Origin of the sequence: Arthrobacter sp. Marseille-P9274 (assembly GCF_946892675.1) — a bacterium.
Classification (GTDB): Bacteria; Actinomycetota; Actinomycetes; order Actinomycetales; family Micrococcaceae; genus Crystallibacter.
Genome location: NZ_CAMPOV010000003.1, coordinates 477270 through 494071, shown reverse-complemented (window position 1 = coordinate 494071; position 16802 = coordinate 477270). Strand labels below are relative to the sequence as shown.

Sequence of the window (16802 nt, the reverse complement as noted above, 5' to 3'; positions counted from 1 at the left end):
CTGTCTCCTCAATGAACGGAGCTGGTGAGGGAGGCGTCGACGGCGCTGCCGAGGGCCTCGGGGAGGTGGATGATGGTGGTCGCGATGGTGCGGGCCGTCCGGTCGACGCCGACGAGCAGCGAGCCGTCCCGTTCCTCGCTCCAGGTCTCGATGACCCCGGCCGGTGTGCGCAGTCGCAGGGTGGATTGAAGGGCGTCACCCGTGACGTCGTTGAGTACGGTGCCCGGGGTGCGGGCGGCGAGCGTCAGGGCGATGCTGCCGGTGATGGCCAAAGCCGGGTGGGGCTTGCCCATCGAGAGCATCATGACGCTGACGTCGCTGTCCCGGTCGGACCGGGCGGGGGAAGCCACGATCGCGACCTTCGGGATGGCGCGGGCGGCGTCGCGCGTGGTGGCTGCCAGACCCATACGTACTGCTGCCTGGCGACGAATCTGTTCCAGGGTGTCCAGTTGCAGTTCTACCCCGGGGAGCCAGCCCTCGTAGCGGTCCGGGTCAAGGCCAAGATCCTCAGCGCGGAGGATAACTACCGGCGCTCCGGCGTCCACCATGGAGACGATCCAGCGGGTTCCGCCGGCGACGATTGTGTCGGAGGCTGATCCTGTAGGAAGAAGCATGCCGGTGGTTTTGCCGGCCGGGTCCTGGAAGCCGAGACCGACGCGGTACCCGGGGAACGGCACGCCCGGCATCTGCGCCTGCGGGACGATCGGCAGGGCACCGGACGGCGTGGATACGCGCTGGATGATGATCTGGCCGGTGTTGGTGTTCCGGGTAACGATCCGCGTGACGTCACCTGAGGGCGTCACCCAGCCCTTTTCGATGGCGTATAGGCCGACCACGGCCGAGCAGTTGCCGCAATTGCTGCCCCAATCCACGGTCGCCTCTTCGATGCCCACCTGGGCGAAGGTGAACTCGACGTCGACGTCCTCGCCGGCGGGGCGGTGAAGGATCATCGCCTTGCTGGTCGTTGAAGTCGCCCCACCAACACCGTCGATTTGCCGCCGATCGGGACTGCCGAATAGCCGGGGAAGCAGCGCATCCGGGCTGGTTGTCGCCTCCCCGAACTGTCCGGTTTCGAAGACCCAGCATTTGCTGGTACCTCCACGCATCCATTCCGCTTCGATTTTCATCGCCTGTTCCTTGCTTCTCTGCTGCCAAATGTTTAAGGGCCTGTTTCGAGATTGAGGCAGATCACAAATGAAGACAATGTTGAATTTCTGATCCACTATTTAGAATCTCTTAACTCACAGCAGTTCAAAGGCGTCAGTTCGCTGGATCTTGTAGGCCGTAGCCGCAGATAGAGGTTCATTGCGGCACCTGAGCGACGAAAATTGCATAGAATGAACTCATTCGACAGAAGGGTTAAGCGTTGCTTAAGGATGAGGGCCTGGATTTATTTGATATCCGGCGGCTGGCATTGCTTGTTGAGGTCGTGGAGCAGGGATCGATCACTGCGGCGGCCGACCTTATGATGTACACGCCCTCGGCGGTCTCCCAGCAGCTGCGCAAGCTTGAACAGGAGGTCGGTCAGCCCCTGCTCAATCGCCGCTCCCGCGGTGTGGCTCCCACCGAGGCCGGTCAGGTGCTCGCCGGCCACGCCCGCAAGATCATTCGCCAGATGCAGGCCGCGCAGTCCGATCTGGACCAGATCGCCGGCCTGAAGCGTGGGTCCCTGACCATCGGCACTTTTCCCACCCTCGCCGCGTCCTTCCTGCCCATCGTCATCCGGGTCTTCAAGAAACGCTATCCGGCCGTCAACTTGGCGGTGCGCAGCGCCCGCTTCGACGAACTCGTAGCGGATCTCGAGTCCGGAGTGACCGGTCTGTGCCTGCTGTGGGACTACCCGTGGAATCCTTTCCACGACGAAGCCGTGCGGGTGACCGAAGTTTTCCGCGAGAGCACGGTGATCCTGGTGGCCCGCGGCCATCCCCTCGCCGGCAGGGAACAGGTGAGCATGGAGGAGCTGCGCGACGAGTCATGGATCGTGCGCGCCGAGGCCCACCCCGTGGTGGAAGTGCTGCAGCGCTCCGCCCACGACGCTGGCTTTGAACCGACGATAGCGTTCCTGGCCAACGACTACCAGGAGGCCCAGGCCATGGTCAGCGTCGGAATGGGCATCGCCATGGTGCCCAAGACAGCCGTCGCCCTGCAACATCCCGACGTGACGGTGCTTCACCTCGGGCCCCAAGCCCCGATGCGGCGGGTGCTCTTGGCGCAGCGCCAGGACAAGATCTACGCCCCGGCCGAGGTCGCCTTCCACTCCACCCTCCTGGAGATCGCCCGTGAACGAGCGAGCGAATACCTCTAAGCGCCCGGGGAAGCAGCCGCTCTGGTAAATCCCCAAGCGTCACGGAATGACGAGCACGCGGCCCTATGCCACTATGCGAAAACCACTCGCCGCCATCCCGGGAATTAAATCCTCGACGACAAGACAGGCGGAGTGGCCACAAGGTTGCTGGTCCCGTCGCGGCCGACGCCGCCGTCTGTCTGGTAGGCCGGAGCGTGTGGCCTTGCACATATAGTCAGAGTGCGATCTCAGACTGGAGCCGGAGTGTCAGAAATAGGGTAACGGCACTCTAATCTGACGGGATTTCGGCCACTCCTCTGACGCCAGCTTGGGGTAGTTCAACTAGATATGAGCCGGCCTCGCTCCGCCGTAGAGGCCGCAGTGCGACCGCGGTCAGCAATTCTTGCCCTAGCCCCCGTAACAAGTTCACCCTCCTCCAATTGCCTTTTACGGCTGTTGATGCCATGCCGGTACCGAGGTGAGAGCCGCACGACGCCCCCGTCACAAAATATGCCGGTGCCATCCGCTGATTGCTCTGCGGATGGCACCGGCATATTGATGGGGGTGGGAGGTCGTTTAGTGCGCGCGGGCCTTGTCAGCTGGTTCCGCAGAGGGGGCAGATGCCGGAGGCTGCGCCGCATCGAGGTGACGGCGGACACGCTTCACGGTTTCAGGTGCCATGATCGCCGCTGCCACGGTGATGACACCGATGACGCTGAAGTACAGGATCACCCAGCCGGGTTCGCCGTTTCCGGCGTTGAGCAGGGCCACGGCGACGAGCGGTGCAATGCCGCCGGCCAGGACGGATCCGAACTGGTAGCCCATGGAGGCTCCGCTGTAGCGGAGCTTCGTGGAGAAGAGCTCACTGAAGAATGCCGCCTGCGGACCGTACATCGAGTTGTGGAAGACCGCGAGGCCGATGACGATGGCGAGTGTGGCCAGCAGTGCGCTTCCGGTGTCTGTCATGACGAAGTAGAGCGGGAAGAACAGCAGTCCGCCGATGGAGCCGAACAGGTAGAGCGGCTTGCGCCCAATGCGGTCCGACAACGCGGCCCACAGCGGCACCGCGATGACGCCGATGGCGGAGGCGATCAGCACAGACATGGAGCCTTGGTTGGCACGCTCGGCGCCGAAGGTCCGCATGATGTAGACCACGGAGAAGGTGGTGTACAGGTAGAAGGCGGAGTTCTCCGCCAGACGCATGCAAACGACCAGCCAGACGCCCTTGGTTTCCTTCTTCAGGGCTTCGCCCAGCGGGTTGTGAGCGGTCTGCTTTTTCGCGATGAGGTCTTTGAAGTCGTCGGAGTCCTCGAGCTTCGCCCGCACTATCAGGCCCACGATGATCAGGAGCACGCTCAGCAGGAAGGGAACGCGCCACGCCCAGGCGTCAAAGACGTCTGCCGGAACGATGCCCTTGACAGCGAGGACTGACGCGTTGGCGAGCAGCATGCCTGCAGGGACACCCATCTGGGTGAAGCTGCCGAAGAATCCGCGGCGGCCCTCAGGGGCGTGTTCGGTGGAAATGATGGCTGCTCCTGCCCATTCGGCGCCGGCGCCAAAGCCTTGTATGAGCCGCAGCACGGTCAGCAGGATGGGAGCCCAGACACCGATCTGTGAGTAGGTCGGGAGCAGACCCATCGCCAGGGTGGCGAAGCCCATCAGGAGCAGGGACAGCACCAGCATCGGCTTGCGGCCGATCTTATCCCCGTAATGCCCGGCGAACATGCCGCCGAAGGGACGGGCCACGAAGCCCACCGCGTAGGTGAGGAAGGCGAGCAGAAGCCCGGTGGCGGGGTCCTGTTCCGGAAAGTAGAGCCGGCTGAAGACACCGGTGGCCGCCAGGAGGCCGAAGATGTAGTAGTCGTACCACTCGATGGTGGTGCCCGCGAAGCTGGCGAGGGACACGCGCCAGGGCACTCGCTTCGAGTTGGGCGCGGTTGTTGCAGGAAGCGTCATTGGTCTTTCTTTCGATGGTGAATAAGGGTGCTGCTGGACGGTCAAGTACCGGTGCGGCCCCGGTTCACCAGTCCAGGGCGATGTATTTGGTTTCTGTGAAATCCAGCAGGCCCTGGTGCGCGCCTTCACGGCCCAGCCCGCTTTGCTTGACGCCGCCGAACGGGGCGGCCGGGTCCGAGACCAAGCCGCGGTTCAGGGCAACCATTCCGCTTTCGATGCGTTCGGAGACCCGCAGCCCGCGGCGGAAGTCCTCGGTGAACACATACGCTGCGAGGCCGTACTCGGAGTCGTTGGCGGCTGCGATGGCTTCTTCTTCGGTGTCGAACCCGATGATGGATGCAACAGGTCCGAAGATTTCCTCGCTGACCATGCGCGCGTGCAGCGGTACGTTGGTCACCACCGTGGGCGGGTAGTAGTAGCCGTCCTCTTCCGGCAACTGTCCGCCGGTGAGCAGGCGCGCACCCTGGTCGAGGGCATCCCGCACCAGGGCGTCAACCTTCAGGACGCTGGCTTCGTCCACGAGAGGGCCAACTTCGGTGGAAGGATCGGTGCCCGGGCCGACGGTGAGGGCGGCCATGCGGCCGGCCAGGCGGCTGGCGAACTCGGCCTGGATCCCGTGCTGGACGTAGATCCGGTTGGCCGCCGTGCAGGCCTGGCCCCCGTTGCGCATCTTGGCGACCATGACGCCGTCGATGGCCTTGTCCAAGTCGGCGTCCTCGAACACCAGGAACGGCGCGTTGCCGCCGAGCTCCATCGAGCATTTGAGCACATTGTCGGCCGCCTGGCGCAGCAGGTGCCGCCCTACGCCCGTGGAACCCGTAAAGGACAGCTTGCGCACCCTGGGATCGGCGAGGATCGGCGTCATGACGTCGCTGGTCCTGCTCGTGGTTACGACGTTCACGACGCCGGCCGGGACCCCGGCGTCGACCATCAGCTGGGCGATTGCCAGGGACGTCAGGGGAGTAAGGGTAGCCGGCTTGAGCACGGCCGTGCAGCCGGCGGCAAGCGCCGGAGCCAGCTTGCGCGTGGCCATGGCGGCAGGGAAATTCCACGGCGTGATCAGGACACACACGCCGATGGGCTGGTGCTGGACCAGGATGCGGTTGGCCCCGGACGGCGAGACGGACACGTCGCCGATAATCCGGACGGCCTCCTCGGCATACCAGCGGAAGAACTCGGCAGCATAGGCCACCTCTCCACGGGCGTCGGGAAGCGCCTTACCGTTTTCGAGGGAGATGAGGCGGGCGAGTTCTTCGCTGCGTTCGGTCATCAGGTCAAAGCAGCGGCTGAGGATTTCGGCGCGCCGCCTCGGGGCCGTGGCGGCCCATTCGGCTAGTGCAGCCGCGGCAGCGTCGACGGCGGCGAGACCGTCCGCTACGTCGGCATCGGCGATCGCTGTGATGACGCTGGCGTCGGAGGGGTTGACGACGTCGACGGTTCCGCCACTTGCGGCGTCCCGCCAGTGCCCCGCGATGAGCAGCTGGCGGGGCACTGTTAGTCCTTCGAGACTAAGCGGTTCCCGGGTGGAAAGGAGAGTCATGGGTAAACCTTTGCTTCTGGTGTTGGTGGAGTTGGGTCAGCGGATGGTGCGGTCGCCCGTGAAGGCGGCCTGCACGATGGAGCTGACGGCTTCGAGGTCGAGCGGCACCGGGTTGTTGTCGATGAGCCGCTTGGAGTTCAGCGACAGTGCGGCGATCCGGGAAAGGTCGCTTTCCTTCACACCGAGTTCCTCCAGCGTGGAGGGCAGTTCGATGGCGGCGATTATTTCGTCGATGGCCTCGACGCCGGCGATTGCTGAGCTCCTGGCGTCCAGGCCCACGGTGTCGCGTCCAAGGGTTTCGGCAATCTGTCCGAGCTGGGGCATAATCGCGCTGAAGTTGTGGCGGACGACGTACGGGAGCAGGAGTCCGACGCCGACGCCGTGGGGCGTGTGCGTCAGCGCGCCGACCGGGTACTGAATGGCGTGTGCGGCGGCGGTTCCGGCGTTGCTGAGAACAATGCCGCCGTAGAGTGCAGCCAGCATCATGTCCCCGCGGGCCTCGACGTTGCCTGCATCCTTGTAGGCGGTGGCCAGGCTTCGGCCCACCAGTCGGATCCCGTCCAGCGCGAGGGAGTCCGTCAGGACATTCTTGCCGACGAAGACGCGTTCGCTGGCAAGGGTGCGGGTGGGCTCGCGGGTGATTGCGGTGAACGATTCGACCAGGTGCACGAAGGTATCGGCGCCTGTCGCCGCAGTCAGTGACGGCGGGCAGGAGTAGGTGAGCTCGGGGTCGCACACGGAAGCGAACGGGATGATATGCGGGCTGGAGATGCCCATCTTCATGCCAAGCCCGGGGTCGGACACCACTGCGATGGCTGTGGCCTCCGAGCCGGTGCCTGCCGTCGTCGGCAGTGCAATGACGGGCTTGACGGGCCCCGGCACAGCAAACTCGCCGTAGTAGTCGCTTGGCTCGCCGCCGTAGGTCAGCAGCACCGACACCACTTTGGCCATGTCCATGCAGCTTCCGCCGCCGAACCCGATGATGACGTCGATGTCCTGGCCTTTGAGTTGTTCTACGCAGGCGATGATGCCCGGCGTCGGCAGTTCTGCCTCGGTATCGCCAAAGACGCGGACGGACAAGTTCCGGTTCTTAAGGCTCAGGACCAGTGCCTGCAGCTCCTCCGAGGCGGCAAGCCGCGGATCGGTGCAGACCAGGACGTTACTGCCCATTTCCGCTGCGATATCGACGACAGCGAAGCGCTGCTGGGCGCCGACGACGATGTTCCTCGGCAGCCGCAGAACGCCGAAGGTTGTGGGATTAATGCCCGCGGCATGCGCACACGACATTGTGACTAACTCCTAAACGTGGGGGGCTGCGGCTACCTGAAAGCTGCCGCAGATCTCATCGTTCCAGAGTCGTGTGATGCAGCATATGGATATCAGTGCCACATTGAATCGGTTCTCGTGTGGTCAAGTAACACTGTTAGGGACTGAGGGGCGGCTGTCAGGGTTTGCGCCCGCCCACTCCTACCGATTGCAGCCGCCAGAGCCGCAAGGCGACATGCACGTCCAACGACCGGCTGCCCCGGCGCCAGCCCTCACCCAGGAGGGTGTCGATCCGTTCCAGCCGCTGCCGCAGGGTGTTGGCATGGATGTGCAGGGCGTTTGCAGCGGTGGCAATGGAGGCATCGTTCTCCAGGAAAGTCCAGGCCGTCGGAACCAGCTGGGTACCGCGCCGTCTGTCATAGTCCAGGAGCGGCCCGAGCTGTGCCGCCAGCAGTTGGGCGGCAAAGGGGCTCTCCATGGCACCGAGGAGCATCCCGGTGGTGCCCAGTGCGGCCTTGTCCGCTGCCTCTCCATGACGCGCCAACGCCTGCAGTGCACCCAGCACAGCGTGGGCCTCGGCGTGGGCCGCCGGCAGCCGGGAGAACCCTGTCACCGTTTCCGAGGAGCCGACGCTGGCTTCGATGCGCTGCCGCTTAAGGACGTCGACAATTGCCTGCCCGCTATCAGCACTCCCGTCCAAGGCCGTGGAACCCGGTGCGGCACGGTAGCGCGCAGGGGGCTCAATAACGCACAGATGCGATTCGTGCAGCGCCGTAATTCCGGGCCGGCCCTCGGTATGCCGCTTCAGGACTGCCAAAGCCCGCTGGCGCTGGTCTTCCCTGACTCCCACGACTCTGACCACGAGCTGGAGGTTCTCAGCGAGCCCGAACCGGCTTGCCCTCCGTTTCATGGCCTCGATATTTTCGGGGTGCGGGTTCAGGAGCTCATCAATGAGTTCCAGTTGAAGACGGTACTGCGCGTCCTGGTACGTGCGCTCAAAAAGCAGCGCTGCGCTGAGGACCAGGGCGCTGCGCTCGAGTACGGCGCTCCGGTCTTGCCTCAGATGCCCCGCAACGATCAGCGATGCCAGATGCTGATCGCCGGCAATGGCGGACATCACCGTGTAGGCGCGTCCGTTGACCGTGAAGGGCACGGGCAGCGTCCGCGCCGCCGACATCTCGGCAGCGCTCAACGCCGGCGGGCTGCCGAAGTCGGAACCGTGTACGGTCCCCGCCATCGGTTCACCCATTGGCGAGACCACGAAAACCTCGCTGTCCATGGATTCGGCCAGTAGCCGCAGCAGGCTGGGAAGGCTGTCAGTGGAAGCGAGGGTTTCCATGAGCCGCTGATCAAGGGATGAAAGCTCCTCCAGCGCCCTCACATGCGCCAGGTTCTCGCGTTGGGCCTGGTCCAGCCGGGCGAGGGCATCAGCCATTTCGGTGAAGTGGCGGGCATTTTCGAGGGCGACGGCGGCATGGGTACCGATGGACTCCATGAGGGCGACGTCGTCACTGCTGAAGCTGTGTGCGTGCCGGTCGGCGACGAGGAGCGCGCCGATCACCTTGCCTTCGACCCGCAACGGGACGCCCATAATAGCTTTGACGCCCTCAGCAGCGACGGCGGCGTCGCTCGATTCAAGGTGTGACTTGGTTTCATCGATCAGGTAGTGAGCGCTCTGCGCAGGTGCCTCTCCGGTAGCCACTGCGCCGAGGACGCCCTCTCCGAGTGGCATCCGGATGTTCCGGAACAGCGCCGTCGCTGCCCCGTCGGTCACCCGGATATAGGATTCCCCGGTCCCGTAATCATTCAGGCTCAGGTAGGCGATGTCGCTGCCGATGAGTGAGCGGGTCCTGCGCACGATGGCTTTCAGGACAGCCTCGACATCGCGGATACCCGTCAGATCGGTGGCGGTGTCATACAAGACCCGAAGCAGCCCTTCCCGCCTGCCCGCTTCCCAAAGCCTAGCGTTGAGGCTGCGTGCGGCTGCTGCCGTCACCGGATCGATCAGGTTTTTCGCGTGCAGCCCTGCCAGCTGTTTTTCCAGATCCTCAGCAGAAACACCGTCGACCAAGAGCGACAAAAGCCGCCCCAGGGCCGTCCCGTCAACGGGAGCGGCACCTGCGCGGACGGGCGGACTTTCTTGTGCACCCATAGCGCCCATGGTAACTGCCGCCTAGCACGCCGATCCTGCACATCTTCAAGGAGTAGTTGCCGCGTTAGAAACGTTCGAACGAGATTTGCGCCCGGATCAGGTTGTTCCGGGCGCGACTGCACTTTTGAACCTGCTCCCGGAGATCCCTCAGAGACCGCTTGGAATGTTCAAATCCGGCAAGCCCGGGCGTCACCGGCCCGAAGGAGTTGCGGTGGACGCCGGTAATTGGGCAGCTAGGCTGGTTGCCACCGTTGCCGTTGATACCCCGCGCCGGAGTCGGGTGGGACAGCGCGGGCTACGAAGAGGGGCCTTCCAGGTTGCCCCTCGATTCCTATCGCTTGATATTCGATGATGGCTAGGTGATACTCGCTGCATGCGTAGGACGCACCTGACGGTCATGGCGCGCTGTGGATAGCCTGCCGTGATGAAGCCGATCCACGTCCGCCTCGTGGCGGACCCGGCCACACCCACCGAGATTGCGCGCCGGATGACCGACCTCCACCCGGCGGGCGGGGATCGCGACGTCTGGGACATCGAGGTCGTGAGCGAGCCATTCACCACAGGTTCCGAGGACGTCGACACCGCGATGGCGCGGCTGCGTGACCAAGCCCGCCAGCACGAATGGGACCTCGTCATCGGACTAACCGAGCTTCCGATTCACGACGACGACGGCCGGTACCTACTGGCCGAAATTGACCCGCAGCGGCGCACGGCTGTGCTGTCGCTACCCGCGCTCGGCGGGCTCCGAATGCACGCGCGCTCCCGTCAGGCAGTGCGCGCGCTCGTCAGCGGCATGGCCGAGCCCACCCCGCGGGACGAGCACCGCGTGCCGCTGCCCCGCCTCAGCGGCCGCTGGCGGTTGCTCTTGGGCATGGTGCTCGCCAACCGTCCGTGGCGCCTCGTGCCCGGGCTCAAGTCCGCGCTCGTCGCGGCACTGGCAACCGGAGCCGTCGCTACGATCAACTCCACGGTTTGGCTACTGGCCGGCTCCCTGTCGTGGTGGCGCCTCCTGGTCGCGACGATCGCCTCCATCGCGCTCGTCGTCGCCTGGCTCGTGATCGACGGCGAACTATGGGACCGCCCCGACGGTAACTCCGCCGAGGCCAGGGAAAGGTCCCGTCTCTACAACACCTCAACGCTGGTGACCCTGACCATCGGAGTGCTCATCTGCTATCTCGCGCTCTACGTCGTGAACCTGGCCTGGGCGCTGTTCGTCCTCGACCCCGCTGTGATGGGCGGCTACCTCCAGACATCGCTCGGCTACGGTGACCTGTTCGTGCTGACCTGGTTCGTCGCGTCCGCGGCGACCGTCGGCGGCGCCCTCGGCAGCGGCCTGGAATCGGACGAAGCGATCCGCGCCGCCGCGTACTCAAAGCGCGAGGAGGAGCGCCGCAACCGCCTCGCACACGAACGGACCTAGCCGGCTGCACCAGGCCGGGCCTGCCCTTCGCGTCTCTGGAGACCTTCGGGAGGCCGCTGCGCTGCTGCTGCGGCGCGTGCTGGAGGCCGGGCAGGGAGCGCCCTGCTGAGTCCGAAACTGCGCCGGTTCACGGGCGCGCCCGGAGGGTGCCTTTGGGGTGGCGTGCAGTCCCCCGACCATTGAACGGCGTGCCGGTAGGCTCCGGCAGAACCGGGACCGCCTTACCAGCGGCAAGCTTGAGGAATTGGCCTCGACATGCCGGTTATCAAAGCGCCGAGCTGCCAGTACGCCGCCGGGCCGTCACCGCACTGCAGGGGGCCGGCGCAAACGCTACCGGCGGATACATGACGAGCGCAACGGCACTATCTGCACATTTATCCCATGCACGTTTATCGGGTGTCCCCCTCGACACCTTCTGCCAAGCATGATTAGCCTTAAGGTCCGATCGGTTCTTCTTTTGTGTACAGACCGGGCCAGCCGCGGATTTCCGGCCAGCCTGCCGTCTGAAAACCTATGGCCTCCCGCCGGTTGGGCGGGACTTTACAGGCCACAATCCTGATTGGCCCATTTCCTCGCCTGCTCGACTTACGCGTATTCGAAGGTGGCGTCCCTGCCGCCTTTTCCGGGGCTCCCTGCAACAGTCTGCTCTGCATGCCCCGGACGCTGCAGCTACTTGGCCAGGAGCGGAATGGCATATAGAAGAGAGTGGAACAGTGAAGGCAGTAATTTATAAGGGCCCGAACGACGTCGGCGTCGAGGACGTACCGGATGCCAAGATCGAGCACCCGGCCGACGTGCTGGTGCGGATCACCTCGGCGAATATCTGCGGCTCGGACCTGCACATGTACGAGGGCCGCACCAGCTTCGAACCCGGACGTACTTTCGGGCACGAGAACCTTGGTGAGGTGGTCGAGACCGGCCCGGCGGTGAGCAAGGTGAAGGTCGGCGAACGTGTTGTGCTGCCGTTCAACATCGCCTGTGGATTCTGCAAAAACTGCGAACGCGGCTTCACCAACTACTGTCTGACCATGCAGCCCGAAGCCCAGCTCGCCGGCGCAGCCTACGGGTTCGCGGACATGGGCCCGTACCAGGGCGGGCAGGCCGAGTACCTGCGTGTGCCGTACGGGGACTTTAACTGTCTGCGCCTGGGCGAGGACGCCGAGGAGAAAGAGCTCGACTATGTCATGCTCGCCGACATTTTCCCCACCGGCTGGCATGCCACCGAGCTGGCCGGGGTGTACCCGGGCGACTCCGTGGTCATTTACGGTGCAGGGCCCGTCGGACTCATGGCCGCCTACTCGGCCATTATCAAGGGCGCGGGAAAAGTCATGGTCGTGGACCGTCAAAGCGACCGCCTGAAGCTGGCGGAACAGATCGGTGCGATCCCGGTGGATGATTCCGCAACTGACCCTGTCGAGTTCGTCAAGGACCAGACGATGGGGTTCGGGGCCGACTGCGGCTGTGAATGCGTCGGCTATCAGGCGCACGACCCGGGCGGAAACGAACAGCCCAACCTGACGCTGAACCGGCTGGTGGACTCCGTCCGGTTCGTCGGCGGCCTGGGCGTGGTAGGGGTGTTCCTGCCCCAGGACCCCGGGGCCCCCGACAAACTGGCCCAGCAGGGCCAGGTGGCCTTCGACTATGGAAACTACTGGTTCAAGGGCCAGACGATGGGCTCGGGCCAGTGCCCGGTCAAGAAATACAACCGGGCCCTGCGCGACCTGGTCGCCGGCGGAAAGGCCAGCCCTTCCTTCATCGTCAGCCACGAGCTGCCGCTGGACCAGGCACCCGAGGGCTACAGGAATTTCGACAGCCGTGAAGACGGCTGGACCAAAGTTGTCCTCCACCCGGCCGGGGCCTGAGAGAGCAAGGACGGGAGAATTCGATGCCGGAACGAGCGATTTCCCGGAGGCGGCGCTGATGAAAGCGATGGTGTACCGCGGCCCCTACAAGGTACGCGTGGAGGAAAAGGATATGCCGCCGATTGAGCATCCGAATGATGCGATCGTGCGGGTGACGCGGGCGGCGATCTGCGGGTCGGACCTGCACCTGTACCACGGGATGATGCCGGATACGCGGGTGGGCATGACGTTCGGCCATGAGTTTATCGGCGTGGTGGAGGAGGTCGGGCCGTCGGTCGAGCGGGTCAAGCCCGGGGATCGGGTGATGGTGCCGTTCAACATCTTCTGCGGCTCCTGCTACTTCTGCGCGCGCGGGTTGTACTCGAACTGCCACAACGTGAACCCCAACGCTACCGCCGTCGGCGGGATCTACGGTTACTCGCACACCTGCGGCGGGTACGACGGCGGCCAGGCCGAGTATGTGCGGGTACCCTTCGCTGACGTCGGGCCGGGGTTGATTCCGGACTGGATGGACGACGAGGACGCGGTGCTGCTCACCGACGCCCTGCCCACCGGATACTTCGGGGCCCAGCTCGGTGACATTACCGAGCGCGACACGGTCGTGGTCTTCGGGGCCGGTCCGGTGGGGCTGTTCGCCGCCAAGTCCTCCTGGCTGATGGGCGCCGGACGCGTCATCGTGATCGACCACCTGGAGTACCGGCTCGAGAAGGCCCGCACGTTCGCCCAGGCGGAGACCTACAACTTCACCGAGTACGACGACATCGTCGTGCACCTGAAGAAGATCACCGACTACATCGGAGCGGACGTGGCCATCGACGCGGTGGGCGCCGAGGCCGACGGCAACCTCACCCAGCACATCACGGCCGCCAAGTTCAAGCTGCAGGGCGGTTCCCCGGTGGCACTGAACTGGGCCATCGACTCGGTCCGCAAGGGCGGCACCGTCTCGGTGATGGGCGCCTACGGCCCGATCTTCAGCGCCGTGAAGTTCGGCGACGCCATGAACAAGGGCCTGACCCTGCGCATGAACCAATGCCCGGTCAAGCGCCAGTGGCCCAGGCTGTTCGAACACATCCGCAACGGCTACCTCAAGCCCAGCGACATCATCACGCACCGGATCCCGCTTGAGCACATCACCGAGGGCTACCACATCTTCTCGGCCAAGCTGGATAACTGCATTAAGCCGATCGTCATCCCCGGCGGCTGAGGAAGGAGCACGACCATGGCCTACACCGCAGACACACCGCAGAATCCCCCGGCGGAGGAGCTGCGTGCCCGCATCCCGGGGTGGGGAGCGGACCTCGACCCGAAGGACCGCCCCGCGGTTCCCCGGGAACGGTTCGACCTTGACACCGGCGCCCACTGGGACTTCCCCGAACGCCAGGAAGAGAAATGGCCCCGCGAGAGGTCCATCGAACACAAGTTCCTCACACCGGTCTTCGGTACCGCCTGCCCGCCTAGGGGCCTGTCCGGGGCCATGCGCAAGTACGCCTACCGCAAATACAGTGAGGGACGCGCGGCCCACTGGCTGATGTTGATCGCCGCCGACCGGGTCGATGCGGGGGAGAGCCACCTGCGCTCGTTCGCCACACTGCACCCGGACAACCCGATCACCGAAACCGGGGTGCTCAGCGAATTCCCGCGCCACGGGCTCTCCTCCCGCTTCGGCCAAAAACGCGCGGACCTGTCCCACCAGTGGATCGACCCGGTCATCATCGCAGGCCCGTGGCTACTGGCCGCAGGAGCCGCAGTTGCCGCAGTTGCCGCAGCCAGGACTCTGCGAAAACGCGGCGGGGCCTGACCCCGGGTCTGCCGCGGAGACCGGCCGGGGTGTCAAAAGCAGCACGTGCCCGGCGGTTTCCGGCGGATCGAATCCGCTGCGCGCTGACGGACGGGACTCCCGGGAGGTTGCACCGGGATTCCCGTCCGACGGGCATCTGCAACCGAACAGCCGTGACGCAGGTGCAGCACCGGTCCGAGCCGCGGACTCCGGGCGGAACACTACTTCCGCCTCCGGCGGCGACGGCACCTGGCTGGGGCAGGCAGATGGGTCGCCCGTGAGCTGTAAGGCAGCGCCGGTAACAGGGCATACACATCTGCCGGCGAAAACCGGGACGATACAAGAAATGAGAAGGCCGGATTCATCATCGGCGCTCTTGCACGGCTCATCAAACGATTCCTTGAGCGCCTCAGTGAGCGGAGACCGCAAAAAATGACCGGAGCAGGTATGTCATGACTGATCAGATGCAGGAGCTTCCCGCCGAGCAGCCGCTGGGCCAGTTGGAGAAGGTCGCCTACTTCCATGGGGCGATGCCAACGGGCGTCACGGTATCGCACGAGGGCCGGGTCTTTGTGAACTATCCCAAATGGGGCGACGACGTGGAGTACAGCGTCGCCGAAGTTGTCGACGGCAAGGCGGGTGCCTATCCCAACCAGGAGATAAACCGGAGTGATCCGGATAATCCGGCGGGCACCTTGATCTCGGTGCAAAGCGTGGTGGTGGATCCGGCAAACCGGTTATGGATTCTGGACACCGGTAGGCCCTTGTTCCAGCCGGCGGAGCATGGCGGTCCCAAGTTGGTCTGCGTCGACCTGGCAATCGACACAGTGGTGAAGACCCTTCTGTTTCCGAAGGATGTGGCCTTGTCGACCAGCTATCTCAACGATGTCCGTTTCGATCTCAGGCGCGGGCAGGAGGGTATCGCGTACCTGACCGATTCCTCGGACCAGGGACCAAACGGAATCGTGGTCGTCGATCTGGCCACCGGCGAAAGTTGGCGGCGGCTGCACGACCACCCCTCGACGAAAGCGGAAGAATTGTCTGATTTCGTGCCGGTGGTTGAGGGGCGGCCTGTGCTGGAACGCCAGCCGGACGGCTCTGCCGGGCCCGCGATAGCGATGGGCTCGGATGGTATTGCCATCAGCAGCGACGGCGGCCGGCTGTACTACTGTCCACTCGCCAGTCGTCGGCTTTATAGCGTGGCGACTGATGCGCTGGTGGACCGCTCACTCGACGATGTTGCCGTGGCTGCCACAGTCACGGAGGAAGGGGACAAAGGCGGCGCCGGTGATGGGCTCGAATCGGATGCGGCAGGCTACGTTTACGCGACGAACTACGAGCACAATGCCGTCCTCCGTTGGGCTTCCGGTTCCGACGGCGCCTGGGAGACAGTGACACACGATACCCGGCTGTTGTGGCCCGATACGCTCTCGCTCGCCCGCGACGGATATCTCTATGTCATCGCGAACCAACTGCATCGGCAATCGGATTATCAGAATGGTGAAGACCTGCGGGTTAAGCCCTACACGCTGTTCCGAATACGGGTTGATGCCGAGCCGGTGCTGCTGCGTTGAGCACGAAGCTAAGGTATGGTCCCGGAACGCTCCCACAGAAATGGTTCGAATTGCCGGGGGAGTAGTGCGCCAAAGCACCGGCTTGGGCGATGCCTGGGTTGTCTCCGCAGGCATCGGCTCCGAGCGTCGGGCCGGAACCGGCGCCCGGCCGGATGGATTGTCCTCCGGTCCGCCCGACTCAGCAAGCACAGCCCGGCGGCTTCGACGGCCGGCCTGCCCCGGTTCACGTCGGCTGACAGGCCCGGACGCAGAAGCTCCCCGATGAGGGCAGATAGAGAGATAACCGTTCTTATGTCCGATGGCGGCGGAGCCAGTCAGCGGGAAGGCCGCAGCAGCCGCTGCCGGGCTTCCGCTGTGTCCTCAAAGTACCGGGTCGGATACCTTGGGCCGTGAACATCCAGGAAGAAGCTGGCGATAAGTCGATCTACGCCAGATGGCCCGACCAGTGCCAACGCCCGGACGTTTAGTCTGCTGGCAAAGGTCCGAAAGGCATCGCGGCTGAGAGAAGCCATGCCGTTGAGGTAGGCCAGCATCGGGGGGATTCGTTCGGACTCAGCTCCTGGAGGCGGTCGAGGAGCCGTTCCGCATCCTCCGCGGTGACATCCAGTCCGGGCTGCCATTCGACACGGCCGGACCTTCACGCACCGTTCTTATTACAGTCCCCAGCGACCATATCCCCGGCCATCGGCGACGGAATGCATGTAACGGGTGGTGCTTGTTTCGAGCATGGGTAAGGCCATTTCGGTAGTCTTTGCCCGCTGGCGGCCGCGACTTGTTCTACGGCTCTCTGGTGAGCGCGCTCCTTGAGCAGGTCTTGAACTTGCTCTGCGACCTGAAGGAATGAGCAACTCCGTATCACCGCCGGTCCTTCACGGGTTTCGCTGTGGAAATAATGTTGCCGCGAAAGTATTGACACTCCACCCCGAGCATCGATAGTGTTCAGACCACCTGATCACCTGAATTGAGACGCG

At 64.4% G+C, this 16802-nt stretch carries 11 protein-coding genes; 6 read left to right on the top strand and 5 right to left on the bottom strand.

Going from position 1 to position 16802, the window contains the following annotated elements; translation table 11 throughout:
* Positions 1 to 8: 8 nt before the first annotated feature.
* Positions 9 to 1127 (bottom strand): PrpF domain-containing protein, encoded by a 1119-nt coding sequence (locus OC550_RS19545; protein WP_262107605.1) that lies wholly within the window; start codon positions 1125 to 1127, stop codon positions 9 to 11.
* A 239-nt stretch (positions 1128 to 1366) separates the two neighbouring features.
* On the opposite strand from OC550_RS19545, the gene OC550_RS19540 reads away from it, so the two are divergent.
* The gene (locus OC550_RS19540) at positions 1367 to 2305 is read left to right on the top strand and encodes a LysR family transcriptional regulator (protein ID WP_262107604.1); all 939 of its coding nucleotides are present in this window, start codon (positions 1367 to 1369) and stop codon (positions 2303 to 2305) included.
* Between the two features lie 555 nt (positions 2306 to 2860).
* Here OC550_RS19540 and OC550_RS19535 read toward each other — a convergent pair.
* From OC550_RS19535 to OC550_RS19520, 4 genes are all read right to left on the bottom strand, one after another.
* Positions 2861 to 4240: an MFS transporter gene (locus OC550_RS19535; RefSeq protein WP_262107603.1), complete on the bottom strand. Its 1380-nt coding sequence runs from the start codon at positions 4238 to 4240 to the stop codon at positions 2861 to 2863.
* A gap of 64 nt (positions 4241 to 4304) precedes the next feature.
* Positions 4305 to 5780, bottom strand: coding sequence for an NAD-dependent succinate-semialdehyde dehydrogenase (locus OC550_RS19530; protein WP_262107602.1), 1476 nt, complete (start codon positions 5778 to 5780; stop codon positions 4305 to 4307).
* Positions 5781 to 5816: 36 nt separating this feature from the next.
* Positions 5817 to 7067 carry an iron-containing alcohol dehydrogenase gene (locus tag OC550_RS19525; protein ID WP_262107601.1) on the bottom strand — a complete coding sequence of 417 codons (1251 nt, stop codon included), beginning with the start codon at positions 7065 to 7067 and terminating at the stop codon, positions 5817 to 5819.
* Between the two features lie 157 nt (positions 7068 to 7224).
* Positions 7225 to 9198 (bottom strand): GAF domain-containing protein, encoded by a 1974-nt coding sequence (locus OC550_RS19520; protein ID WP_262107600.1) that lies wholly within the window; start codon positions 9196 to 9198, stop codon positions 7225 to 7227.
* Positions 9199 to 9739: 541 nt separating this feature from the next.
* On the opposite strand from OC550_RS19520, the gene OC550_RS19515 reads away from it, so the two are divergent.
* From OC550_RS19515 to OC550_RS19495, 5 genes are all read left to right on the top strand, one after another.
* Positions 9740 to 10618 carry a hypothetical protein gene (locus OC550_RS19515; RefSeq protein WP_262107599.1) on the top strand — a complete coding sequence of 293 codons (879 nt, stop codon included), beginning with the start codon at positions 9740 to 9742 and terminating at the stop codon, positions 10616 to 10618.
* A 713-nt stretch (positions 10619 to 11331) separates the two neighbouring features.
* Entirely contained in the window at positions 11332 to 12480 is a 1149-nt protein-coding gene (locus OC550_RS19510; protein ID WP_262107598.1) for a glutathione-independent formaldehyde dehydrogenase, read from the top strand.
* Positions 12481 to 12538: 58 nt separating this feature from the next.
* A complete protein-coding gene (locus OC550_RS19505) occupies positions 12539 to 13684 on the top strand; it encodes a zinc-dependent alcohol dehydrogenase (protein ID WP_262107597.1) in 1146 nt (381 codons plus the stop codon).
* A gap of 15 nt (positions 13685 to 13699) precedes the next feature.
* Positions 13700 to 14278 carry a hypothetical protein gene (locus tag OC550_RS19500; RefSeq protein WP_262107596.1) on the top strand — a complete coding sequence of 193 codons (579 nt, stop codon included), beginning with the start codon at positions 13700 to 13702 and terminating at the stop codon, positions 14276 to 14278.
* Positions 14279 to 14709: 431 nt separating this feature from the next.
* Positions 14710 to 15831, top strand: a complete 1122-nt coding sequence (locus OC550_RS19495; RefSeq protein ID WP_262107595.1) for a major royal jelly family protein — start codon at positions 14710 to 14712, stop codon at positions 15829 to 15831.
* The last annotated feature ends 971 nt before the right edge of the window (positions 15832 to 16802 follow it).